28 protein-coding genes are annotated in these 23952 nt (G+C 38.5%); 6 read left to right on the top strand and 22 right to left on the bottom strand.

Annotated elements, in window-relative coordinates; translation table 11 throughout:
* Nucleotides 1-98: 98 nt before the first annotated feature.
* The 6 genes from BCL90_RS11430 to BCL90_RS11455 all read right to left on the bottom strand — a co-directional run bounded on the left by BCL90_RS11430 (nucleotide 99) and on the right by BCL90_RS11455 (nucleotide 3053).
* Nucleotides 99-470 (bottom strand): hypothetical protein, encoded by a 372-nt coding sequence (locus BCL90_RS11430; protein WP_121284098.1) that lies wholly within the window; start codon nucleotides 468-470, stop codon nucleotides 99-101.
* Nucleotides 467-778 (bottom strand): hypothetical protein, encoded by a 312-nt coding sequence (locus BCL90_RS11435; RefSeq protein ID WP_121284099.1) that lies wholly within the window; start codon nucleotides 776-778, stop codon nucleotides 467-469. The genes BCL90_RS11430 and BCL90_RS11435 overlap by 4 nt, the downstream gene beginning before the upstream one ends.
* Nucleotides 779-845: 67 nt before the next feature.
* Nucleotides 846-1115 (bottom strand): hypothetical protein, encoded by a 270-nt coding sequence (locus tag BCL90_RS11440; protein WP_121284100.1) that lies wholly within the window; start codon nucleotides 1113-1115, stop codon nucleotides 846-848.
* A 44-nt stretch (nucleotides 1116-1159) separates the two neighbouring features.
* Nucleotides 1160-2221: a DUF932 domain-containing protein gene (locus BCL90_RS11445; RefSeq protein ID WP_121284101.1), complete on the bottom strand. Its 1062-nt coding sequence runs from the start codon at nucleotides 2219-2221 to the stop codon at nucleotides 1160-1162.
* Nucleotides 2199-2405: a hypothetical protein gene (locus BCL90_RS11450; RefSeq protein ID WP_121284102.1), complete on the bottom strand. Its 207-nt coding sequence runs from the start codon at nucleotides 2403-2405 to the stop codon at nucleotides 2199-2201. Before BCL90_RS11450 ends, BCL90_RS11445 begins: the two co-directional genes overlap by 23 nt.
* A gap of 57 nt (nucleotides 2406-2462) precedes the next feature.
* Nucleotides 2463-3053: a hypothetical protein gene (locus BCL90_RS11455; RefSeq protein WP_121284103.1), complete on the bottom strand. Its 591-nt coding sequence runs from the start codon at nucleotides 3051-3053 to the stop codon at nucleotides 2463-2465.
* 550 nt (nucleotides 3054-3603) lie between these two features.
* Here BCL90_RS11455 and BCL90_RS11465 point away from each other — a divergent pair.
* From BCL90_RS11465 to BCL90_RS11475, 3 genes are read left to right on the top strand one after another with little or no spacing between them, the layout of a single operon-like run.
* Nucleotides 3604-4368 (top strand): hypothetical protein, encoded by a 765-nt coding sequence (locus tag BCL90_RS11465; protein ID WP_121284105.1) that lies wholly within the window; start codon nucleotides 3604-3606, stop codon nucleotides 4366-4368.
* 40 nt (nucleotides 4369-4408) lie between these two features.
* A complete protein-coding gene (locus tag BCL90_RS11470; protein WP_121284106.1) occupies nucleotides 4409-5122 on the top strand; it encodes a DUF4145 domain-containing protein in 714 nt (237 codons plus the stop codon).
* A gap of 25 nt (nucleotides 5123-5147) precedes the next feature.
* A complete protein-coding gene (locus BCL90_RS11475) occupies nucleotides 5148-6071 on the top strand; it encodes a hypothetical protein (RefSeq protein ID WP_121284107.1) in 924 nt (307 codons plus the stop codon).
* Nucleotides 6072-6121: 50 nt separating this feature from the next.
* Here BCL90_RS11475 and BCL90_RS11480 read toward each other — a convergent pair whose 3' ends face one another.
* The 15 genes from BCL90_RS11480 to BCL90_RS11560 form a co-directional block, all read right to left on the bottom strand.
* Nucleotides 6122-6295 (bottom strand): histone H1, encoded by a 174-nt coding sequence (locus BCL90_RS11480; RefSeq protein ID WP_121284108.1) that lies wholly within the window; start codon nucleotides 6293-6295, stop codon nucleotides 6122-6124.
* A 56-nt stretch (nucleotides 6296-6351) separates the two neighbouring features.
* Nucleotides 6352-7338, bottom strand: coding sequence for a hypothetical protein (locus BCL90_RS11485; RefSeq protein ID WP_121284109.1), 987 nt, complete (start codon nucleotides 7336-7338; stop codon nucleotides 6352-6354).
* Nucleotides 7339-7363: 25 nt separating this feature from the next.
* Nucleotides 7364-8734, bottom strand: a complete 1371-nt coding sequence (locus BCL90_RS11490) for a hypothetical protein (protein ID WP_121284110.1) — start codon at nucleotides 8732-8734, stop codon at nucleotides 7364-7366.
* 8 nt (nucleotides 8735-8742) lie between these two features.
* Nucleotides 8743-9804 carry a conjugative transposon protein TraM gene (gene traM / locus BCL90_RS11495; protein ID WP_121284111.1) on the bottom strand — a complete coding sequence of 354 codons (1062 nt, stop codon included), beginning with the start codon at nucleotides 9802-9804 and terminating at the stop codon, nucleotides 8743-8745.
* 243 nt (nucleotides 9805-10047) lie between these two features.
* Nucleotides 10048-10665 carry a conjugative transposon protein TraK gene (traK, locus tag BCL90_RS11505; protein ID WP_121284113.1) on the bottom strand — a complete coding sequence of 206 codons (618 nt, stop codon included), beginning with the start codon at nucleotides 10663-10665 and terminating at the stop codon, nucleotides 10048-10050.
* A gap of 27 nt (nucleotides 10666-10692) precedes the next feature.
* Nucleotides 10693-11898 (bottom strand): conjugative transposon protein TraJ, encoded by a 1206-nt coding sequence (gene traJ / locus BCL90_RS11510; RefSeq protein WP_121284114.1) that lies wholly within the window; start codon nucleotides 11896-11898, stop codon nucleotides 10693-10695.
* A 12-nt stretch (nucleotides 11899-11910) separates the two neighbouring features.
* On the bottom strand, nucleotides 11911-12543 hold the full coding sequence (locus BCL90_RS11515; RefSeq protein ID WP_121284115.1) for a TerB family tellurite resistance protein: 633 nt from the start codon (nucleotides 12541-12543) through the stop codon (nucleotides 11911-11913).
* Complete coding sequence (locus BCL90_RS11520; RefSeq protein ID WP_121284116.1) at nucleotides 12530-13183, bottom strand: hypothetical protein; 654 nt, start codon at nucleotides 13181-13183, stop codon at nucleotides 12530-12532. The genes BCL90_RS11515 and BCL90_RS11520 overlap by 14 nt, the downstream gene beginning before the upstream one ends.
* Complete coding sequence (locus BCL90_RS11525; protein ID WP_244094990.1) at nucleotides 13167-13907, bottom strand: conjugal transfer protein TraI; 741 nt, start codon at nucleotides 13905-13907, stop codon at nucleotides 13167-13169. The genes BCL90_RS11520 and BCL90_RS11525 overlap by 17 nt, the downstream gene beginning before the upstream one ends.
* A gap of 19 nt (nucleotides 13908-13926) precedes the next feature.
* Nucleotides 13927-16395, bottom strand: a complete 2469-nt coding sequence (locus BCL90_RS11530; RefSeq protein WP_121284117.1) for a TraG family conjugative transposon ATPase — start codon at nucleotides 16393-16395, stop codon at nucleotides 13927-13929.
* On the bottom strand, nucleotides 16379-16717 hold the full coding sequence (locus BCL90_RS11535) for a DUF4133 domain-containing protein (RefSeq protein WP_121284118.1): 339 nt from the start codon (nucleotides 16715-16717) through the stop codon (nucleotides 16379-16381). The genes BCL90_RS11530 and BCL90_RS11535 overlap by 17 nt, the downstream gene beginning before the upstream one ends.
* A gap of 2 nt (nucleotides 16718-16719) precedes the next feature.
* Nucleotides 16720-17070 carry a DUF4134 domain-containing protein gene (locus BCL90_RS11540; RefSeq protein ID WP_121284119.1) on the bottom strand — a complete coding sequence of 117 codons (351 nt, stop codon included), beginning with the start codon at nucleotides 17068-17070 and terminating at the stop codon, nucleotides 16720-16722.
* A 48-nt stretch (nucleotides 17071-17118) separates the two neighbouring features.
* Entirely contained in the window at nucleotides 17119-17634 is a 516-nt protein-coding gene (locus BCL90_RS11545; protein WP_121284120.1) for a hypothetical protein, read from the bottom strand.
* A 133-nt stretch (nucleotides 17635-17767) separates the two neighbouring features.
* Nucleotides 17768-18631 (bottom strand): RteC domain-containing protein, encoded by an 864-nt coding sequence (locus BCL90_RS11550; RefSeq protein ID WP_121284121.1) that lies wholly within the window; start codon nucleotides 18629-18631, stop codon nucleotides 17768-17770.
* Between the two features lie 562 nt (nucleotides 18632-19193).
* Complete coding sequence (locus BCL90_RS11560; protein WP_121284123.1) at nucleotides 19194-20462, bottom strand: hypothetical protein; 1269 nt, start codon at nucleotides 20460-20462, stop codon at nucleotides 19194-19196.
* A 274-nt stretch (nucleotides 20463-20736) separates the two neighbouring features.
* On the opposite strand from BCL90_RS11560, the gene BCL90_RS11565 reads away from it, so the two are divergent.
* The 3 genes from BCL90_RS11565 to BCL90_RS11575 all read left to right on the top strand — a co-directional run bounded on the left by BCL90_RS11565 (nucleotide 20737) and on the right by BCL90_RS11575 (nucleotide 22343).
* Nucleotides 20737-21303: a cyclic nucleotide-binding domain-containing protein gene (locus BCL90_RS11565; RefSeq protein WP_134380411.1), complete on the top strand. Its 567-nt coding sequence runs from the start codon at nucleotides 20737-20739 to the stop codon at nucleotides 21301-21303.
* Between the two features lie 266 nt (nucleotides 21304-21569).
* Complete coding sequence (locus BCL90_RS11570; RefSeq protein ID WP_121284125.1) at nucleotides 21570-22034, top strand: MauE/DoxX family redox-associated membrane protein; 465 nt, start codon at nucleotides 21570-21572, stop codon at nucleotides 22032-22034.
* A 3-nt stretch (nucleotides 22035-22037) separates the two neighbouring features.
* Nucleotides 22038-22343: a hypothetical protein gene (locus BCL90_RS11575; protein WP_121284126.1), complete on the top strand. Its 306-nt coding sequence runs from the start codon at nucleotides 22038-22040 to the stop codon at nucleotides 22341-22343.
* 43 nt (nucleotides 22344-22386) lie between these two features.
* On the opposite strand, the gene BCL90_RS11580 is transcribed toward BCL90_RS11575, so the two are convergent.
* Nucleotides 22387-23952: a TlpA family protein disulfide reductase gene (locus BCL90_RS11580; protein ID WP_166792106.1), complete on the bottom strand. Its 1566-nt coding sequence runs from the start codon at nucleotides 23950-23952 to the stop codon at nucleotides 22387-22389.

Consider the following 23952-nt stretch of genomic DNA (forward strand, 5'->3'; position numbering starts at 1 on the left):
CACTTATAAGTCACTTGAAGCGCCGCAAAAAAAGCCCTATACTGCCATTTAAAATGGCAGTATAGGGCTCTTTAAGCATGTTAAAAGGGTTATACTGCCTATGTGTAGATTAATTCGACTGCGATTTTAAACTTCTCATTTGCGCTTATATGCTCTGCATATTTAATAATGCGGTCGTTTACAAAAATGCTGGTATTAGTAAAAAAAAGCTGGTCACTAAAAACCCTGCTACTCTTGGCCATATTAAAAGCGTGACGTTTTAAAATCCTTGCGGTTTCCTCTGACAATGAAAACCAGTACCCAAAACCCATAAATCCGTTCTCCCATTTTTTGGCGTACTGCTCTTTATTTACGTTGAAATCCTCACATACTTTTTTTAAATGCTCGATAAAAAGCGGCATTTCTTCTGGAAAGAGGTCATGTAATAACCTTGCTTTTTCTGTGTTGGTTAAATCTATTAGAGCTTTCATGATACTGCTTTTTTAGGTAAATATTTCAATGAACTGTTCAGGTCTTCGGGAATGTATGGTGTACAGTCGGCCAACTGTAAAGAGATAGATTTACCATCTTCGATAGCATAGGCGATCCGTGCAACCCGCACCGTGTTTACTGCTAAAATTTCAATACGCTTTCTTTTGAGCTTAAAATATATATCCCAAATTGCGTTATCGTAGGAAGTGCCAAGCCCGTTAACGGCATGGCTTTTAAATGTCTTGCCGTTGGCTTTCTTTACGGCTACATTAAAAACGAAATCAAAGCCGATTGATAAATTTGTCATAGCATTTCGTTTAAATAGGGAATTTTCACTCCCTATGTTTTTAAGTCAATTAATTAATATTCAGCGGTTAAAATCTTCCCCGATCTGGGTTTTCATTGATTCCAATTATAGTATGTGTTTTTATTTCTATCACCCTACCACACCGCTCGCATCTGCAATATTCTGCTGCGATGGGACTTATTAAGTTCCCATATTTTGTACAGGCATTAAATCCACCCGTTTTTTCAAAACTTCCGCATTTACATACCCAATAATCTAAATATTCATGGTAGCGCATTTCTTCCCGTTCTAATGGTTTGAAACCAGTTATTGGTGTCTGATCTTTAAGGTTTTTCATAATCCTTTTAGTTATGGGCAACCCGAATGGGTTACCCGATTAAATTAATTTAATGCTGTTACTCCAACTTTGGCAAAATCCATACATAGGTCAAAAGCCATTTGCCCCCTCTGCATACCAGTGCCATACATGATGCTTTTAAACTTATTTTCATCGCTTTTATAATTGCGGATATTTTGAAAATATCCGCTCACGCTATTGTATGCCCCATATAGTGTTCCCCTAGTGGTATTATCCTGCTGTGTTGGGCTTATCATGGCATATTCAAAAGCCGTATTAACCATATTATTAAAATGGCTGGATAGTTCATCTTCTGCACCTTTTTGCAGTTTTGTGTAAACCTCTTTGCTTGGCACCATTGCAAGTTGTATCAGCCTCTTAACTTCTTTGTCGGTGATTTTCACCCTTGCCCATTGATTATAAATAGTTTCCAACTCTATTGATAAGCTATTAGTAATACCTAACATTTTATGGGCTTCTTTTAGCTTATCTCCTGCGCTCGCAGTATGCCGTATTTTGATACAATTCGTATGATTATGTCCTCTAAGCGCAGCGTTTAAGGTATTTTGGCAGACAATTCTAATAGGTGTGAATGCAATTTGTATACTGCCGGTGCCATCATGCGAGGTAGTCAAAAACAGGTATTTTTCTATGCAGTCATTTCTCCCCACTCGTATGTAATCGGGAAGCTTGGCCGTAATGAATGCCCTTTCACCATTCCCCAATGCTCCGGCAGTTTCGTATAAAATGCCTTCTTTACCGCCTACAATGGCATCAAAAAAAGAAAAGGCATTTTCATTCTGCAATACTTCGTAATCTTTGCCCACTACCCCTAATACCTGATCTGTATCGGTTCGCAAGGTTGCGTAATAATTAGGTACCTCTATCTCTGGAATAACTAAATCCGTATCGCCATGATGGTTTTCGCCATCATAAGTAAATAAAGGACGCTTTTCAACGGTATAATTAAGCCCTGCAAATTTAATTGCTTCGCTACTTGTTGGATAATCGGTTATGATTTGCCCTAATCCATGCCATGCTTTTTCTTTGACTGAAAAAAAGGAGTGTTTGCCTGTCTGTTCGTTAAAATTTATGTTGTGTGCCATGATTGATGTTTTTAATATTCCGTACTCTTGATAATAAAATTTCTGTTTCCAAAATGTTGACGTTTGCGGTATCGCTTAAGCTTAGGGTAGATTGGGTTTCAACTTCGTTAACGATTTCGGAAATGTGTATATGGTCGGCATGGACTGCCACACGAACCATAATATATAGGGTTTCGTATTTCATGATTTGAAATTTTTGAAAGGAATAAACGCCCCCGTTAATACTGGGGCGTTTAATTAGTTAGGCAGGTAAATAAATTTCGCCCTCGATTTCGGCTAATTTATCCAAGCAAAGCGCATTAATGTACTCGGCCACCTTTTTAATGATAAAAGGATTTTTAGTTACAAACTGTCTGCGTTTATCATCTTCGATGGTTAATTCACAACCTTGAAAATGGTTGCTATCGGTTTCTTCTGCATCATCCTTTTGAGCAACGTCGAAAGTTTCTAAGGTCTCGATGGTACCCAGCAATTTATCTCTTTGAACTTTACGACGATGTAACTCCTCAACCAGTTTTAAAGTGCCTTCCAAATTAAGAACTGGTTTTGTTATTGCCAGTTGATCTTTAATTTCCATTTTTGTTGGTGTTGCTTTAGTTTGGTCAGTTTCAACTTTAGGAACTTCGGTTTTTGTTTCTTCCGCTTTGGATTGCGTAGTTGCAATAGTGTTTTTTTGCTCTTCCGCATTTTTAGGCGAAGTTTCCGCCTTTGCTTTATCTTCGAATGCCGAACTAACAGACATACCATTTACTTTGTCTTTTGAAGTTAAGTTGTTTACTGCTGCTGTGCCGTTTGCTTTAGCTTTGTTGCTTTCAATTACTGTAGTTTTCATGACTTTATTATTAATGATTATTAAAAATGTTTACTGCTATTTGCCCCGATGTTTGGGGAACTTACCGCCGTGCGGTCTGTGCGCTTGGCTGTTGTTTGCGGTGGGTGGGCTTCTGCCTTTTTTTGCTTTCATGGGGCTATGGGTTTTAAGAAATATCGTCGGCGGGGGCCTCCTCGCCTTAATCTAATACCCTCACCTGATCACAATCCTTTTTTCAAGATCAAGGCTTTGCGAAAAAAAAAACCTCGTGAGCGCAGCGAGCAGGGAAGATTTTTTTTCAGCAAACCCGCAGGGGCAGCCTTGTCGGAAAAAGGATTGTTCAGACCTTTGTGTGATTTAGGCAGAGGGGGATTTTATATGACTTAACTACGGAGTTAGGACTTAATAGAGGGAATTTCAATGTTTAAAAACATGCCCATACGGGAATAAAAGCGAGAAAAATTTAAAGCGATGAAAAGTTCTACCGTTATGAAAACTACCTTTAAAATTAAACCGGATAAAAGAACAAGTTGAGAAATATATCTATCTTGGTATTTAAACCAAACCTAAAATGAAAGTGCAACATTATTATGTAGATTCAGAACTAAATGACGATTCTGCTTACAAACAAGCGATGAAATTTGCTTGCGAATTGGCTGAGAAAGACCCAAATGTAAAAAGAGTAATTCTTCTTGCTTCAACAAAGAAAACTGTAAGCTGGCTTGAAAGAGCATTTAGCGATAAGATCGTAAAAGATTTATTTAAGGGGCTAAAATTTGAGGGATGTAAGCCGTTATACAAGATTGAAACAGTTCAAACATATAAACAGCAATATAGTGCTCAAGATATTATAATTACAATGGCTATCGATGATAAGGATGTCCTCCCACTTAATGATATGCATTCAGTGATTGCTATAATAGCTATTCCTTGGCAAAAGTCTGGTTTGAAACAATATCTCGAAACGTGGAACCCAATTGATATAAGAAGTAATAAAAATTTCAAGTCAGAAATCGCTCAACCTAATTGCATAGTTATAAAGGCTTTGGAACAACTGACAAATTCAATTAACCTATCGAATGGCATTAATCACCCTTCAGATAATACAAGGGCAAAGACCACTGTATTAGCGTTACATAAGTATGAAACTAGCCTAGATGCTGACCTAGTTAAAAGTTACCTAACAAGAGTCCTGCACTGGGAAAACGATGTTGCAGATGAACTAGCTGGACTTATAAGGACATTAAATGCAGGAAAATTCTTTAAAGGGGGGGACAGAACAGGATTGCAAAATCATTATAAGGGTTGGAAGCAAAAGTGCGAAGAAGAATCTTAGGAAATTCAACAGGAAGAAAATTAAGTAATATTGCTCTATAATGAAAAAAAAAACTTGGACAGACTGGCAAATCAATAAGCCTTGTCCAGCCTGTGGGAATGGTGAACTCATATCTATTAAGGAAAAATATGTTCAAACAGAAACTAGAATATCTTCAATCCAGACAACAGAACAGCCGAATTTCCCTTTCACAGATTATGTATTCACAGAGCATTTAAATTGCAACTATTGTGATGAGATCGTTGTAGCATCAGGATATAAGAGCGAGGATAATTACCCTAATCCCGACGGAGATCATAGCATGGAAATTAAATATCGATCATTTATTCCAGCGCCAAATATTATTGAGATTCCGAAATCGTGCCCTGTGGTCGTAAAGAAGATTCTTATAGATTCTTTCGGTTTATTTTGGATGGATGAAAACTCTTGTGCAAATAAAATCAGAATATCTGTTGAGGCATTGATGGATGCTTTAAAGGTTAAAAAAACGATGATTACCAAAAAAGGAAGAAAAGAAATAACTCTACATTCCAGAATTTTGGCATATCAAAATAAACGTCCAGATGTCAGTGAGTTTTTATTGGCTATTAAATGGATAGGCAATGGCGGCAGTCATTTATCTAATGTAACTACAGATCAAATACTAGATGCATATAGATTACTGGAATATGCATTAGAGCTGATTTACGACGATAAGAAGAAGGATTTAACCAGAATTAGCAGAGCAATTAATAAACGAAAAAAAGCGATATAGCTTTCCTTTAAATTGAATGTCGAATATGTTATTTGAGAAAACACTAAATGAAAAGCACATCGCAATATGGCCTCAATTCGAGAAGCTATATCATCTTGTCCTAAAAAATCAAACACATGATGGCGATTTATTACTTGTACACATCAATGGTTATTATGACCCTAAAGTACATACATGGGATAATATAAAGGAGAAATTAAGTCCTTATATGTTCGGAAGAAATAATGACGGATTTGCTGAACATACTCACTACGACTTCATAGGACATTATATTAAGGAAAATACTTGGGATGAAGATCCAGAGGAGTATTTAAAAAAATTCATTTTTTCTGAGGAGCGAAGGAATGAAATAGAGGAGTTGGAGTTTAAAGAGGCTATTTCCATTCAAACAGAGATGTTGATTTACATTAAAATATGGGAATCAGATACTTTTATAAAAAAATTTAGTCAGCTAACTAGCTTGTTATCTGGTGAGAGCTACGATTGGCACTTAAATCTGTCAGGAATAGGAAAGAAGGCATTCACTTCAAGAAGCATTTTTATTAAAGATAGAATAATCAAACGCTTGCAAAATTTAATCCCTGACCTACATTCTACATTTGAAAAGTCATATTTAACACAAATAAGAAATGCCATTGCACATTCACAATATTCAATCTTAGGCAGACGTATTCAACTTAATAATTTCAAAAAAGATAGTTTAAGTAGTAATCTTAGGGGATTGACAATGGATGAGTGGTCTGATATTTTCCACGAAACCATTGTGCTTTACACCTGTTATCATAAATTTCTTCGTTTAGTAAATGCAAACTATGGAACAGTTGCCAAACAAAATAGTGGCTGGTTTCCAATTCGCATTACAAGGAAAGACCCTATAGAAGAAACACAGTATTTACCGATTTATTACGGTGACTTTTTTGAAAAATGGAATTGGCAACCCGAGCAATAAAAAAGCCTGAATGTTTCCATTCAGGCTAATCATTAAAGGGGTGCAAAGAATTATCCGTTCTTTTTGGCGGACACCTCTTTTCTAATATCCTGCGCTTTTGTTTTAATGAGCATTAAAGCTTTGCGCAATCTTACACCAGCGGTTTTATTTCCTCTTTCGTAAAATTTGTGGGCATCCATTTCGGCTGAAATAATCAGCGTTTTTAATTCAAGGAATTTTTTCATGATTTGATTTTTTCAAGTAAAAAATTTAGTTTGTTCTATTCTGGACTAAGGGGAGTTTATCTCCCTATTTCCTGACCTTGTGCAAGGTCTTTTTCTTTGGCTTTATCTTTATCAAGAAGGTTTGCCTGTGCAGGTTTTGAAAGGAATTGTTCCCGTCTTTCCGGCGAACCATCAGGCTTGAAGAAATTGACTTTTTTAAAACGAACAGCAGTCTCAATGTCTAATTCTTGGTTCTTAGTTCCGTTGTTCACTATTACCCTTGTCCTGTCTCCTTGTTTCAAAGTAGCTTCTAATTGTTCCTTATATTCTGGCTTGTCTATGCCTTTGATGTTATAATCACTTAGAACTTTTGAAAGGTCAAACCCGTATGCCGGATCACGTTGAGAAGTCATTCTGAAATTCATGCCAGTTTTGCCACTATCTATGTCCAGGTTAAACCAAGCTTTATATTTGATTCCGCTACCATCTACCATATCATCACGGTAAACTGACCTGCCCTGAACTAGATTTGCAGCTTGTGGAACGCTAAAGCCTTTGCCCTGCTCGGGGAAAAAAGTTTGTTCAATAGGTTTGCCATAAAAAGCACCACGAAAATCACGAGCCACAAAATTCACTTCTCCCTTTTCCATACTGGCAAGGGTCGTTTTATGGGCAACGTCTTTACCTGTGGCCAGTTCGGCGTTTCCTTCCCGTTTTTTGAATTGCTCTATGGCATCGATAGGATGGTCAAACTTTTTAATGTCGTTTTTACCTTCGCCTTTTGGGGTGATGACAAAGTAAGAATGCCCCTCTTCAAGAGGCTTAATCTTGTGATATTGGGCAGTGAACCTTGACATATAATAGTTGTCCGATTGCTCGGAACGCCTAAATGGAAAGGTAATGTCTACTTGTCCGTTGGCAACTGCTTTGCTTTCACGTATGGTGAAATCCAATAGCCCAAGACGCATACTTTCCTCCATTTTTTTAATTGATTCTTCATTTGCACCAAGATCTTTCATATCCGCCTTGCGGTCTTCAAGATTGTTTAGATTGATCGTACTCATAATTTTTTTAAGTTAAAAAGTCAGCTTAGCGGATAATTCTCATCTGGTTATCTTGCTGCACTTCCTTTTGTTGAATAATACTTGTTTCTTTGTTTTTATGCTGTTTGACAGGGTTAATGATCTTTTTTAATGAGTTTATACTCAAAGGCTTTCTTTCTGAATCGAAGAACTCTATTTTTCCCGAAGAAGGATCGGCAGTCACGCTGTACCTGCCGTTTCCATTGATCTGTAACTCCACCCGATTGCCTGCTTCAAGACCCCTTCTAACTGAATCATTGGCGACAGTGTAAAATTCTAACTGTGTTGCGTTATCCAATAATACTTTCTTCAGGTCGAAGTTATAGTCTGGTGGATAGACAAGCAGTTCGGGTTTCGAGCTATTTTCCTGTTGCCTGTCAAGCTGTATCCACCGTTGGGAGTGGGAACCGTCGGCATTTTCATAACTTTTAAATACTGGCCTGCCTTGCAAAAGATTAACAGCTTCAGTTAAGGTGATTTTATTGTCAGCGGTAAAAGTGAATTTTGTTCTTTCCCCATTTTCGTTGGTAAGGGCCACATCGTAGCCATTAAACCCATAGCTTCCCAGCTTGCCCTTTTCCAGATTAACATTGACTTCAATCTTGTTGTTGTTATTCAATGCACTCAACGACTTTAGTTCAATTACAGAACTTTCATAGTCAAGTTTATTTTGCAGGTTATCTACAAAATGTTGAAGTCCTGCCGATTTAAGCTGTCCATTGAGCATTTGAAGATTTTCACTTTTGTTTCGGTTGAAAAGTTCCAGATGGGCGGGCTTATCAACAATAAAAACCTTCAAACGGTGTAACATTCTGACTAGAGGATTTGGGTACAATTGTTTTTGCAGTTTGGCTGTAACTGTTTTAATGGCTTGCATGAAAAGTTTTTCATCCTCTGTTGGATTAACAGATAAGCGTGATAAGCCTTTGCTTAAAAAGTCGTATTTATATGCCAGTGAGTTTCTGTCAGTTGAAATGCCAGCGAGACTTTCAATCTGCTTTTCCTGACGCTCCCAGTTTTCCCAAAGCTGTTTTGCTCTATTTACCTTACCATCCATGTTATCGTTATTTATTTCTAATGTTGAATTAGGTTGATTTAATTCATTCTCCGGCAATGGCCGTCCTAATTGGGCATTTTCCAGTTCTTTAAGCTGATATATCAGGTCGCCAATCGGCACAGCCTCATGCCAGTTAAACATCTGCTGATACTCTTTTGCATCATCTTCCGCTTCAAATTGATCCTTGAAGCATAGTAGATCATATTGGCGATCTATTGGATTATCGGTGTCATAAACAACCCATCCATACCCATTAACGGCCTGCTCTTCCAGATGACTTCGCAGATCTGCGGCCATCGACTGATTTTTCAAGAGTGCCATAAGACCAGTTATCTGATTTTCTGCTGATTATCACGCAGGAGAACTGAACGCCCAGCCTGAAGTTTGACTTTCACCTTTCTTAATTTCCTGCTCATTAGATTCTTTGCTGCGTCAATCCCCGCACCTGCAACCTGCGTGGCTAACGTTTGATCTATTCCCATTAAACCGATATCCCGAATGGCCTGATCTGTGCCGCCGTTGACTGCATCCGTTATCATGGCTTCGGGGGCGTCAATGCCAATCATTCCGTCTAAGCTGTAAACGGAAAGGTCTACAGGAATTATAGAAGTACCTAACCGAATTTGTTTGATGTCAAGTAAAAGGCGCTGATTGACGATCTTACAGGCTCCATAAAGACTATGGCCTTTAGGGATAAGAATACCTTTTATTCGTATGGTATCCTGTAAAGTAAGTTTAACGGTTGCACCCTGTACGACTTTTTTAGTTTCGGCAAGTGTGGCTGGAATAGCTTTGAACTGGCTGTCTGGGCTAAGCGTTTGCTGTTGCTTGTATTTTTGTTGTAAACGTTCAGGATGCTGAATGTCCAGAATATTTTGCATCAGTCCGTTAAGCTGTTGCATTTCCGGATCTTCAGTTTTGTTTTCCTGCATCGTTTTCATCAGTGCTTCAAGCCTGTCCACATCACTTTTTATTGAAGTTGGCTGATTTCCTCCTGAAGCACTTTCCCTTCGTTGATCTTTTGGTTCAATAGGTTTGTTCATTTCCCTGTTCAGCGCTTCCAGTTTTGCATTGATTTCTCTGGTCTGAGGCTCTTCGACCTGGGGATTAAAGCCAAGGTTTTTTGCCACATCTTCTATGCTGTTTGCCCTTCTGTTCAAAGAGTCTCTGTCCGCCTGATCGTAGTAGTCTATTTTCTCCTTTGGCTGGTCTTTTTTGAATGCGGCATCAGGCAGGGTTTGATTAATGCCGTTTTTAACATTTTGGTGGCCGGACAAATTATCGCCTTGTCCACCGCCCAACAGGTGAAAGCCCAATCCAAGTAAGGGCACGATGAGCAGTGGTAGTAACAACAAGATCTTTCTCTTGTCAATTCGTTTTTGAGGTTCCATGTTTTAGAATCTTTTAAGTGAATAATTATTTAAATGCGCTCGTAATTAGATACAGGCAATACGCTCCATATAAGACGCAGAAGAGGATAAGCAGGAAAAGCAGTGTTCTACCATCAAGATGGTTAGCCTTTTTGTTTAGAAGCTTAGCAAGCTTTTGCCCCTGCCTTTCTGCTTTTTGAACAAGCTGATTTGAAAATGTATTTTCCTGATCCCGTTGCGGTGGTTTTCTGAAAAGTCTCATGGCTATTGTTTAGGTGGTAAATCCTGATTTTCTAAAATCTCCCAATTGCGGATGATAAAGCCGTGAGGGTTCTCATCTGTCTGTTCTTTCAGATCATAGATATATCCCTGTGTAACGAGCTTACGGAAAACGGTACTACTTGATCTGACAAGCTTCTCTGTGCCATAGTAGGTAAACTTGTAGGGATATTGTTCAATGTCTAAATTGATGCTATCCAACTGAACCTCTTTTGCAATATTGGCCGAGATCAGGTTATTGTAGTATCCTGATTCCCGCAAATTATCGTATTGTTTTTTCGCCGATTCGTCCGCAAGATATAATGCTCTCCCTACGGTAGCCCTGATTGCCTTATCATCTGGGTTCAGATTGAAGAAAAGTTGGTGGAAAGTTTTGATGTGATCTCTCAATTCCACGGGAATGTTGCTTTTTTTATCTGAAGCAACTGCTTCCAGCACTTTGCCGTTGTACAGGATATAAATACGACTACCTGCCTTTTCAATCACCCTGACATTGTAGTATATGGAGAAGCAGGCAATGCACACAGCGGCAATGATCAGAAAGATGCTGAAGGTCTTGATATGCTTAAACGCAGTATCAATATTTCTAAATTGTGTGAACATAATAATTGTGTTTAATTGGTTAAATTACTAACTCGGTTTTCCCGAAAGCTTGTCTTTGAAATAGTCCTGACCAGATGCTTCAGCCATGCTTTTATCAAGATTTCTTCGGGTGTCGTCGAATCGGTCAACGATCATTCCCGCTCCATCTCTGGCGCCCGCAAGGCTACCAGCACCGACCTTTTGTCCTGCACCGCCAGCCATACCAACCATTGAATTAATTTTGGTCAATAATGTATTGCCACCACCTGCATGTATGATAGCATTGGCCACATTCGGCACACAGAAATAGCCGAATATTCCGATAATCATGAAAATCAGATAGGCGGTATCTTCAGAGCTGAAAAAGGTGTCACCAGTCTGTTGTGCCTGATTGATATCCAGTTTGATCATATTCTGCTGTATTTTACCCAGAATTGCCCCAAAGATGTTCGCAATAGGAAGCCACAAATAAGTATTAATGTATCTTGCGACCCAGACCGAAAGGGTATGTTGTAAACCATCAAAGACTGCAAAGCCAAACACTAAAGGCCCAAGTATTGCCAGAACGATTAGAAAAAAAGTGCGGACGGTATTGATACATAAAGAAGCCGCATAATACCCTAATTGAAGCACCTCACTTAAAAACTTCTTAAAATTCTGCCTCATTTTGTAATCCTGCTTGTCCGCCCAAAACAAAATATTATTGCCAATGGCCTCATACCAAGACTCCTTAGTGCCAGTTTTATCCTCTGGATGAGTGTATTTATACCATTCCTTTCTGTCTCCTGATCCGTCTTCTCCCACAAGTGCCTTCCATTTTTGTGTCTTTTTCAACTCCAGTTCCTTTTGTAAGAGCAATGCTTTAATTGCCTTATCACTGTCTTTGACCATAGCGTTCGTACCAATGACGGTGGGTTTTAGTACGCCATTCATTACGCCCAATACAGCGGGGAAAAACATAATGGCAAGTCCAAGGGCAAAGGGGCGCAATAAGGGATAAAAGTCGATGGGTTCGGCACGGGCAATGTTGCCCCAAACACGAGTGGCGATAAACCATAAGGCGCCAAAACCAGCTATGCCCATTGCGACCGACATTATGTCTTTGCAAAGCGGGATCATTTCATCGTAGACCTTATCTAAAACAGATTGCAGTCCTTTAACTTCATCAGAAATGTCCATTGCCATCCCGCAAAAAGGAAATAGCAGCAAAGCAAGCATAACCAAAATGGGTATTCTTATTTTTCTCTTTTTCATAGCTTTTACAGATTAGGGGTACAGGCTTAAATTTTGTTTGATATCTGCCCTTTGTTTCTCCCGTTGCAGGGAAAGGGTCAGCGCATCACTGTTGAAGCTCCGTAAGAACATAAGCTTATCTTCAGTGTCCTCAAAAATCTGGTCAATGGCACTTAAACGCTCTTCATCACTCATCCTTAGTTTTGATGAAGTGATAATGGTAAGGAGCTGATCGAGATTGTCTACACTCTGATCAAATAGCTGCTTATATACCCTGCCCAGATAATCAACTTCTGTAGGATTAAAATTTCCAGTGGCTTTAAAGTTGCTAAAGGCCGATTTATATTCTGACACTATTCGCTTCTGATAAGAAATAATATCGACTACACGCCTATATTTTTTGACTTCAGGACTGACGAGCATCAAACCATCCAGAAATACTTCATGAAGAGAGAAATTGCCCTGCGAAATATTCTTAATTGCATTATATCCACCTGAAATGATAGTGTACCCCTTTTTCATGTCCTTCAGAATGTTCTTCATCTGACTTAACTTTTCGACATTTAAAAGCAATTGCTGAACTTCAGCAGACTGAGCCTTAACTCTTGTAATGCCTGTAATCATTGATAGAACGATCACAAAGGCAATGAGCTTAATAGTTTTCATAGCTGTTTCTTAAGCGGTTAATAAAATCCTGTTCATTCTCTCTCTGATTGATCAGCGTCATGACCTGACCCACAAAATCTATGGTGAAACCATATTTTTCGGTTATTGAACTATAAATGCGGTCTATACGCCTGATGCGCTCTTTTTCGCTCATCTCCAATTTTCCTGAAGTTGTCACCAGCAGTAATTCTTCTAAGTCTTTTCCGCAATCGTCCATGACTTTTTCCCGTACATCAAGAATGTACAATTGATTGGATAATGGCAGGGATTCACTTGACTTGACCGCACCAAAAGCCCTGGTAATATTGAGCTGCGTTTCGATGATCTCCGCGATCTTGATATTGTTACGGATAACAGGACTAACGGCTTTTAAGGAATTGATGTAAGCCGTATGAAGACCGAACTCGCCATTAGTAATAGACTTTATACTTTGCAGTCCATTGTCAACTATGTTATAGCCCTTTTTAGCATAGCCGATATAAACCTGTAAGGCGGCAATTTGTTGAAGCAGGTATTTTTTCTGTGTTTTTTTCTGGTTAAAGAACTCCCCGAAAGTTTGTGCTTGGGTAAGCTGTGCCGTGAATGCCATTAACAGGCAAGCCAATAATGCAATTGTTCTGATTTTATTCTTCGATTCCATAGATTTCTTTGAGTTTAGCAGTTTCATCCAGCGAATGTGAGCGCTGGATGGTGGTTGAAATATTTTGACTGTTGAATTTTTTGAGGTCTGAATAGTTGGCATCCATCTGATCGGCAGCTTTGTTTATGATGACGAGCCTTTCTGCATCGCTCATTTGAGTTTTGAATGAACTCAACACAAGCAGGATTTGATCAAGATTTTTGATGCTTTCATCCAGAATGCCGGAATAGATTTTTTCCATATAATCCAGCTCTTCGGGCGTGAAATGTTTATCCTGCCGAAACAGGCCGATAGCCCACTTGTATTCATCAACAATGGCGATCTGTTTTGAAGTGAGATCTTTGATACGTTTGTAATAGGCAATGGATGATTTAATTTTCCATAGCTCATCGTAGTATTCGCTGTATAAATTCTTCTGCTTCTCCGTCCAGTCAGCGATCTCGGTCAGCTTTAATTTTGACAATTGGTTTTCAAGTACCTTTTGCGCATTTTGAAGCCAGATGGTTTCATTCTGCAGGCGCTGAACCTTCAGGTCTACTGCTTTAATTACTTTTTTTACACCCGCTTTAATCACTTCCACAATAGCTAACTGTGCATTAGCCTCTGTAGGCAATGCGACAAAAAGCGTCATGGTACTGACTGGCAGGATGACCATATACTTTTTCATAAGATTTTTGATTTTACCGGAGTATGGCCATACTCCGGTTAGTTTAAGAATGTTCATATCGATATGATTAATTGTTTTAAGGTGATTTTATAGCCCTTATTTCCTTGGCGAGTACCGCAATTCCTTTTTGGATGCTGCCGTATTTTCTGGCATATTCCTGAACCTGATTTTTTTCCCGTTCTTCGGTCGTATAGGTCAAATATTCTTCAACCGAAACTTCCGTTCGGTATACCTTGGAATGTTCACTGCCCAGGGAAATAAAGACTTCTTTGTACTTTTTAGTGGGGTCGTTTGCTTTATTTAAGGACAGTATTTGTGCTTTCTCCTTATCAGTAAGTCCTAGTAGCTCCTGTATTTGATCAAATTTGTTTTGGTACTTGCTCTGATCCAATAGGATCTTACAATCACTATTGTTGATGATGGCGTTTTTGACAATGGGCGAGCCGATGATGTCATCTACTTCCTGCGTAACCACTATCGGTTCACCAAAGAACTTGCGCATGGTTTTGAATAGGTAACGAACATATTCAGCTGTGCCGGGCTTCGCAATTGCTTTCCAGCATTCCTCAATGAGCATTACCTTACGGATGCCTTTGAGTTTACGCATCTTGGAAATAACAAGTTCCATAATGATCATTGTCACCACCGGAAATAAAATCGGGTGATCCTTCAAATTGTCCAGCTCAAATACGATGAACCGTTCATGCAGCATATCTAGGTTTTCTGTAGCGTTAAGGAGGTAATCAAATTCGCCTCCTTTGTAATAAGGATTGAGGACATAAAGGAAGTTTCCAATATCGAAGTCCTTTTCTTTGACTTTGCCATTTTCCAGTACCTGCATGTATTCGGACATCAGGAAATCATAAAATGAGTTGAAGCAGGGGAAAATATCAGGATTGCGGTCTAAGTGGGAAAGATATAAAGTCAGTGCATTTGATACCGCTACGTATTCGGATCTTGTATAAGGCTCATCATCCTTTTTCCACAGGGCTAGAAGCAAGGTTTTGATGCTTTCCCTTTTTTCGGTATCCATTACATCACCATCAGATAAATAGAATGGATTAAACTTAATCGGGTCATCTTCTGAATAAGTAAAATAATAGCCATTTACCAGATCGCATAACCCCCTATAGCTATGTCCAATATCCATAATAACTACATGCGAACCTTGCTCATAATAGCTGCGCATCATGTGATTGGTGAAGAAGCTCTTTCCTGATCCACTTGGTCCGCACAGGAACTTTGACCTGTTTCCAATCCATGACAATTCCATTGGCAAATCACTAATGTCTACATGCACCGGATTACCCGTTAAACGGTCACCTAGCCTTATCCCAAAAGGACTAAGGGAAGATTTGTAATTCGATTCCAAATTGAAAAAGCAGGTTGATTGCTCCAAAAAGGTATCAAAGGTGTCATTCATGGGAAAATCAGCTTCATTGCCAGGTAAGCCAGCATACCAGATTTGTGCCTGCCCATCTGTCTCCTGTTTTGCCACGGCATCCATTTGAGCCATTGCTGATCCGACCAGATTTTTTAAATCCGCAGTTTTGGATGGATCATCAGACCATACAAGCACGTTAAAGTGCGCCTTTACAGGTAATTTACCTGAAGCAAGTGCCTCGTTTAAATAATCATTGGTGGCATCACGGTTGATAGAGTTTTCACGGGAATAAGCTGATAAGGATTGCAACCGCAGTTTTTTTGCTTCCAGTCTTTTAATCGTTTGCTGGGCATCGTCGATAAATACGTACTGATTCAGGATGTGATTACAGTTGAGCAATGCACCCAATGGACTTGCAAATCCAATGCTGAATTTTGTCCTGTCGGTACTGTACCTGTCGTAATTGATACGGCTGCCACATAAGGCAGGCAAGTCATCAGCATCAGAAAGCGCATAAAGTTCAACTTTTTTATCCCCGACTGTGATACCGTCCTGAACATGAATGTCACGGATCATTGGCATTTGCTCACGGCCTAGAAGAAAACAGTAACGTTCAATGATTCCCGCCTTATTTGCGGTTCCTGCCAGATCATCATCATTCAGCCTTTCTAAAACGCACAAGCCTGTATCGCTAAGAATGCGCTCAAATTGTCCTGCTGCATCTGAAAATTCCTGAAAAAGAAGCGGGTCAATGGTTTGGGTGGGTACAATTGATTTACGAAGAATGTTGCTGTATGCAGATGTCGATACCTTTCTGCCGGATGGCTTTTTCGTTAGAAAGATGAAGCACTCATGATCCAGATATGGACGTTCATTAAAGAACTGCTCGCTTGACCGTGAGAGAAAACTCTGGCTGTTATTGTGATAGTCAGCTTTGTGCTTTGAAGCTATAAACCAATCCTGTTTATGGAATACGCTATGTTGTGGCAATAGCTTTATTGCCCTTACCCAAGCCTGATGGAAAATTTCATAATCCCGTTCTGATAAAGTGAATATTTCTGGCAGGGATGCCCTGTAAACAATTGTGATGTCTCCCGCCATCGAAAGAATGCAATCGTGTTCAACTTTATAAATGGGAAATATTTTAGTTGCCTCGATCATAATGTTTATGCTTTAAGTGGGTGAATAGCCGTCTGGAACGGAATATTATGTGATGAGGAAGGTTGCGTTTAGCAAAGAATTTCATCATGCCGTGTTCCCCGAAGCGGTGGCTCAAACGGAATACAATGAAAAAAATAGCCGTGCCGAGAACAACAATGGTCGGCAATAACACATACACGCTTATTTTTGCAACATAACCAAGTGCGAAAATGAGCAGGAGCAAGAGCAGACCAGCAGCTAGATAAGCGATGTACTGGCCTTTAAGTCCTTTGAACATGATTGGCTTACTGACGCCTTTATTGATCTGATAAATGCTTGCCATGACTAAACCCCAAAAAATGATTTCAAAACGGTTGCTACAATGACAAGGAATATGCAGCTACCAAACCATGAGGAAGCTACTTTTGAAGTGTCAGGCTCTCCGGCATTCCACTTATTGAAAACTTTTACGGCTCCTATGATGCCCATCACAGCACCAATGGCATACATTAAAGTACAACCGGTATCAAAGTATCCCGCAACTTCATCTGCGGCTTTTTGAATACCCGCTTCGCCATTTCCGTTTTGTGCCTTAGCGGTTAGCGTGGATAATAAATTGTAGGTACAGATGGTGTAGGCCATTAAGAGCCATTTTGCCAGTAACTGTTTTTTATGTGTGATGAATTGATTTTTCATTGTGTCAAGTGATTAATGTGAAATAGAAAAGATTTTGAAAACGGCAGATTACCAGAGGTCTTCCAGCTCTTCAGGGGAAAGATGAAATGAAGCATTGGACAGTATAAACTCGTTGATCTGGGGCAAGCTTGTGCTTGATGAGATTTTGGGATAGCGGGCTTTGACTTCCTGAATTAATTTTAAGAAGTCCTGCTTGTTGCCATCTTCCTGACCAAGAATTTTGAAGATGAGCTTGATATCTTCGATCACATCAGATACAAGTCCGAGTTTTTCGGTCTTGTCTTCAGGGTCGGAGAAGCGAAGGTCTTCCATGTCAATAATTGACACACCTTCCGGCATTTTTGATTTGCCCATCAACTCGTCATCCGGTTCATCAGAAAGGTCATCTACCTTGTCTTGCCAATGGTGATCAAGTGGCTCGTCAGGGGTTTGCTTAGGTGGTTTACCATTTAGAAAAGCTTTCAGTTCTTTGCGGTAAAAGATCAGGATTACCGCTGCGTACCAAATCAGAGAGAGTACGGCGATTGCAACAAGGAATTGTTGCCACGAGAATTGTTGTAACATAATACTTTACTTTTTCCCGATGCGGCATTGCATCGGGTTCAAAAGCAAAGTTTGGCAGGTGACGAATTTTTAATTGACAACCACTTGGGTAGGTGTCATAAATAAACTGCGTGGCAAAGGGAATATTAAGAAGTCAACTGTGTTTTTTCTTTTCATTTGGATCATAAGCATCTTCATCGTCAATTTTCTTATTCACCGAAGTAACCATCTCGTCTAAATATTTTGTCCTGCTTAGGCGTTTACGCATTTTAATTTCCAGAAACCTTCGGTACGGCCTGCCAATGTTCACATTAAAAACTTTCTCCAGTTTTCTGACCAGTTCGCCAATGCCAATTTTTCCGTGGTTGACCTGAGCAGTACAGTAGATTCCGTAGGCAACCTCCAATAGATTTATGGTTTCTCCAGTCCAGTTGGTTTCAATATCATCTTCTGTAAAAGGATGAAATTCCAGTCCTGAAATGGCACTTTCGAGATACCTGGCTATTTGTTCATTTGCCATGATGCGTGCAAACATGTAATCCCCTGCGGTGGAAAATCTTTCATCCTGATCCACCCGTATTTTGCACATCCAGCGAGGTGGATCTATTACACCACGAACAAATAGTTGCGGGTCCAAATAGTCGTCTTCAGATCGATAGTAAGAATATATTTGCCTGTTCGCATCGAAAAAGCGCTTGATCGCCTTTAACTCATTTTCATAATAACCTTTCAGGTGTGAGAGGCCACCTTCTGGTTTATCCATTTCAATTTTTTCCACGGCACTATAGAAAATCAGCAGGCTACTAAACTTCGGCTTGATTTCTTTGAAAAATAGAATTTCTTCATCCAGCGATTCAAAAGAATAGTCGAGTATTTTCTCTTTTAAGCTCATTAAATAGCTTGAGGTCGTTTCCACCCTTGCTTTTCTTTGTGCTACCATACTTTGGTCAGACGAGTCGATTTTCTCCAGCTCCTCACGTTCTTCCCTGTAATGGATATCTGCAACTTGTTTTATCATAACGCTTAGTTTTAGGTAAATAAGGGGCAAATTGGGGTGATTTATTTTTGTAAAAAAGTGACAACCATGACATAGGACAATTGTCACATTGACTAAAAAACAGCTCTAATACTATGCTGAAGGGGATATTTAACTGACACTTTAGGGTCGCATTTTTTTTTCAAATACCTATTTTTTTTGGTAAACGTTAAGTACATTTGATATAATAAAGCAGGATTAATAATAATAGGGGGATACCACTTTAGGCTAAAGGGCATAGCCGGAGTCACAATTAAAAAGGCTGGAAAATAAATTTCAAACGGGAAAACGGCCATCTTACAAAAAATAAAATTCACTTCTTAAAAGGCTTAATCAGATTAATGCTCTTTCTATGTTATGCAAGAGGAAATACAAGGCAATGAAGAATTTATTGATCTGCTTATCGATCAATTACCTGTTAGTGACAGTTTCAAACTGAAAAGTGTAGAATTGGGTTTTTCCACACTGAGAGACATTACGAATGTAGGATGGGGAAAGCTTATGAAACTTGATGGCTTTTGCTATACATGGTTCAATGAACTCGTCAAGCTGCTGAATAGAAGAGGTCTGCTGGAACTCTTAGAATCAAAATAATCAATAGAATCCTAAGCTGGTCTGGGAAATGGGCATCAATATAAGCAATCATCCTTGTGAGCCATGATCTTACCTTTCTGACAACTTTGGGAGAAAATTCCCAGCTTGGCGCAAATATATTCCTCATATATTGAGGGGAAGGGTTCGGGTTCCTTGTCCGATCCGTTTTGATATGACGCTCGACAAACCTGTACAGATTAGAATTGTATCTGGTTTTAATAAAACTGATTGCCTGCATTACCTTAAAGAAAAATAAAAGTTCTTCCAAGGTCGAAGAAACTTCAAAATAATGCCATGCCTTTTTCTGCCGTGTTCCTCCGGTGATATCAGGAATATCAACTTGCTTCAACTTAGCAATGACAGAAAGCTGATGGAGTATGGAACCGTTAACAGATTCAAGTATTGGCTGCACTTCTGGATTATAACCATTGCTAAGTTCCGGTCGGATATTCCCTACATTCTTAAGAATTTGAAGTAAAGTTATTTCTGGCTCTTCAAAGGGAGCATTCTTAACAACCATTTTCTCTATATAATCAACCATAAAATAGTAGAAGGTCACTAGATTGAAGTTGTAGCCTATAAGTCGCTTTATTAAATTCATCGTATCATCATCCGTATCCGGTGATTCGACAAACTTGCACAATGCGCGAACCATCTTTTTATAGTATATGTACTGATGCCAATTTTTAAAGTTGAGCGTTCCTGAATCCTGAAACTTATCTAAGAAACTGCTAATGATAACTATAAGATCCTCATTTACCGACTTCTTTTCTAAGCCAGAAATTATGCTGTTTTTTTTGGTTACAACATCCTTATTGATGTAAAAGATCCATCTGGGAACTTTACCAAAGTAATTAAAGCAGTTTGAAAAATTTAGCTTAAGAAATTCCAGAACTTTGACGATTTCATTTTCTATATCATTGAACAGAAGCTTTTGTTTCACCTGGCATTCGGTAGTGGAGGATTCCACCTCTTTGTAATATTCAAATACTTTGTCTGCGAAATCCGTTAAGCGATCCTGTGTGATTTTGATAAAAACAGAAAGTTTTTCATCCGTATCCTGCTCACCGATACGTTGCTGTAGTCTTTCACTGAAGGAACTCCAAGTTTCCTTTAGCTGACTTTCTTTCTTCGCATATTCTCTTCCCTCTGGATTGAAATTTTTTAACTGTCCAAAGGAATCTACGTGTATATGTAGTTTATTTAATACTTCATTCATAAGCCCCACTTTCTAAAATCCCTTTTAGAAATGGACATTGAATTTTTTTCAGAGGTGAGATGAGTATGTCTTTCATTTGGGAGATTGCGTAAATAATGAATAAATATCACGAAAAAACGTATCAAAACGAAATTAATTTTTGTCACATAAAAACGTGTTTCTTCCCGAATATAAGCCCGATTTAAGCCCCACATGACATATTTTGATAAAAAAGTGTCATGCGAATTAATTGAAAAAACTTCGTTTATTGGGCTTTTTCACTAAAATCTTTACCATGAAAGCCCTTGTAGAAAAACTCGAAAGCTTTAATACTGCTACAAAAGACACCGTTGACTTACTAATTAATCTGTTTGTAAAAACCGAATTTAAAAAAGGATGGATTTTAGGAGACTCACCTTGGCAACAGACGCCAACACTTTTCTATATCTCAGACGGACTACTTCGCGGAACAGTTGAATATGGACAAACGGTATATACTATGTGGTTGATGGAAAACGGATTTTTGATTCCAGGTAACAGGTTTCTTAGCAACCGTAACGGCATTACTGAAATTATTGAATTTCTGAGCGACACACACGCTTATGCGCTCAATCTATACAGAGCAGATAATATTGCAAAGGACAATATTTCATTATATAAAATGCTCCTTGAAATCTACGAGGAAAACCTGATCGAAGGACGTAAAAGAGAACTAATGCTTAGGATGGAAACTGCTGAAGAGCGCATTAACTATTATAAAAAAAGTAACCCCTCCATCATTTATAAAACGGACAAAAATATCTTCGCCCCATACGTCAGGATGAGTGTACGTCATCTGGACAGGTTTAAAGGCGAAAAATAGCTTAGATACCTTTTGAAGTAGGACACCTGTCTAAAATATATGCGACACATGTCCATAAAATCGAGACACCGAGACACGAAAATCGAGACATACAACATCGATTTTCTTCAAATCCCTACCTAACTTTAGATCAACAAAGCAATAGTAAATTAACCTAAAAAAGAAAGGGCTGCGGTGACAAAGAGTATTCAAATTGAGGCGGGTTACGAACCTGCAAAGGACTTCGTCCTAATCGTTCTTTTAACAGATCATTCAACATTGAAAACATGGAAATTACAGCCTACAGTAGACCGTTTCACCTTAGCAGCAAGACAAAGGATTTGATTGTCTTTATTATCTGCCTGATATGCATCTTCTTATTTTTGACTTCTGCGTACGATAAAATAGCAGAACACTCCAAATTTGTACGGGGATTATCTAAAGTTGCATATATAGGTAGCTATGCGGAGCTGATCGGTTGGCTAGTACCGATTACGGAAGTAGCCATTTCATTACTGTTAATCAACCCCAAAACTCATAAATTGGGATTGACAGGATTTGTTGCTACGATGGTTGTATTTACAGCCTATATCCTTAGCATGATCCTATGGGCAGAAAAGCTTCCATGCCATTGTAATCTGATCATAGAAAGACTCACCTGGGGGCAGCACATCTGGTTCAATCTCGCCTTTATCATAATTGCAACCTTTGCCCTGTTCCTCAAAACAAACATTTCTAAACATAAACATTAAAAAATGAAAAATTTACAAAAATTCGCTGTAGCCCTCCTAGTAGGTATTATGGCAATAGGCTTCAGTGCCTTTAAAGCTTCAGACAAAAAAGTTAGCGGTCAATTTGCTGAAAAAACTTATTACCGTGTTGGAGCAAATTATGTTTTCCCTGAGCCTGCAGGAAGTTGCGAAACTCTTGATAATATTTCCTGTTCAATTACATTTTCAGGAGATCAGTTGCCATCAGTAGAATCGTTCCCTGTTGGAAGCACTCCAACTGGAGCTTGGACTGCTGAGCCTTCATCAAATAAAGGTGGTTACGAAGATTAAATGGCAAAGGCGGGAGTTTGTATTTTACAACTCCCGCCGTTTTTTAATCTAAAGACTTATCGATTAGCTTTATAAATTGTTTTTCATTAGCCTCTGAAGTCAGATTCACTCCCTTGCTAATGGATCTGCCATTAGGAGTAAGATCAACTCTCGGTGGAGAAGTAGAGATTAACTGCCCCTTTTTACCTATAATCAGTTGCCTTGGAAAAGCAGTTATATTGTAGTTTTTTATAAGTGGATGAGAAAGCCCTAATCCTGCGGTATATAAATTGACGGAATTTAATGATGTATATTTACCTGATATTATACTTTTCATCCATTTATCTTTGTCTTTATCTACACATACCGTAATAAAAACAACATTTTTATTGGATCTATACTTATTTATAACAGGCTCCATTGCCTTGTTTAAAGACATGCACCAACTGCATCCAGTATACCAGAAATCTAAAACAATTACTTTGCCGTTGTATTCACTTAAGGTATGAATCCTACCATTTGTATCTGGAAGTTCAAATGCAAAGGATCGATATTGTTTGTACACAAGCTCCTGTAGAAGATGAGAATATTTTTTATCATTCATAGTTAGCAGGGCATCATCAATTAGAGAAAGGCTTTCTTCAAAATAATCTCTATGTAGTCTTTCAAAACAGATATAAATTAACTTATCCCTCAAGCTTCCGTTATAAGAGTTTTTTAATTTGAAATAAATTTCAGAAAATGAATCGCCTCTATAACTGGAACCCTTTTTATTATAAAGTTGAAAAAATGTAAGTTCTCTTTGAAATAGCATTTCAGCAAAATAGGCCGATTTTAAACTATATTTAGGAGCTACTTTTGCAAATGGATCATTTTTAAGAGAACTATTGTAATATTCAATGGCAGCTTTTTTTCCTTGTTCGCTACGTTCAATTGTGGATTTAACACTCATTCTCCAGAGAAAACTTCTTTTTTCATATTCTCCCAATGATAAAATATCCAAATTGAATAATTCATATATTTTGTTGGAAAACATATCTTTATAGCTATTTAATATCTCTCTACGTATTTTTGTAGCTAGATCAACTACTTTATGGCGTACATTTAATTTTGTTGAATACTCACCCAAATTATCTAGCTCACTTTCTCTATAAATTATACCCTTTTGGTTTAAATCAATATTGTAATATTGCCATTGACAGTTTAGTTTCGAACTGCCTTTTCCAGAAAAGTTAAAAATACCGCTTTTATCAATTTTGATATCTATGCTATCGCCCACCTCTATAAGATAGACTTCTCTAAGTGCTCTATTTCCACTAGAATTAATAGTCACGAATCTATCGTCGTTTAATTTGTCTATAAGTTCAAAAGATATATACGCACTGGAATCTGGTAATTCTAATTTTAGTGAGAAATTCGCTGTTCTTAAAATTGGGGCCTTAAATACCGCTCCTTGGCTTTGTAGGTTAGTTGTTTCATTAATCCTTATATAGATTTCATTACTTGCATACCGTTTTATAAGTCCTGTATCTAAAGTGCCAGTTATTGTCACACTATGTTTTTGGGCTTTAACTTGAGATATGTTTATTAGTATAAAGATTAAAATAGTCGATTTTAATATTGAGTTCAT

The sequence above is a fragment of the Pedobacter alluvionis genome (assembly GCF_003664035.1).
GTDB classification, from domain to species: Bacteria; Bacteroidota; Bacteroidia; order Sphingobacteriales; family Sphingobacteriaceae; genus Pedobacter; species Pedobacter alluvionis.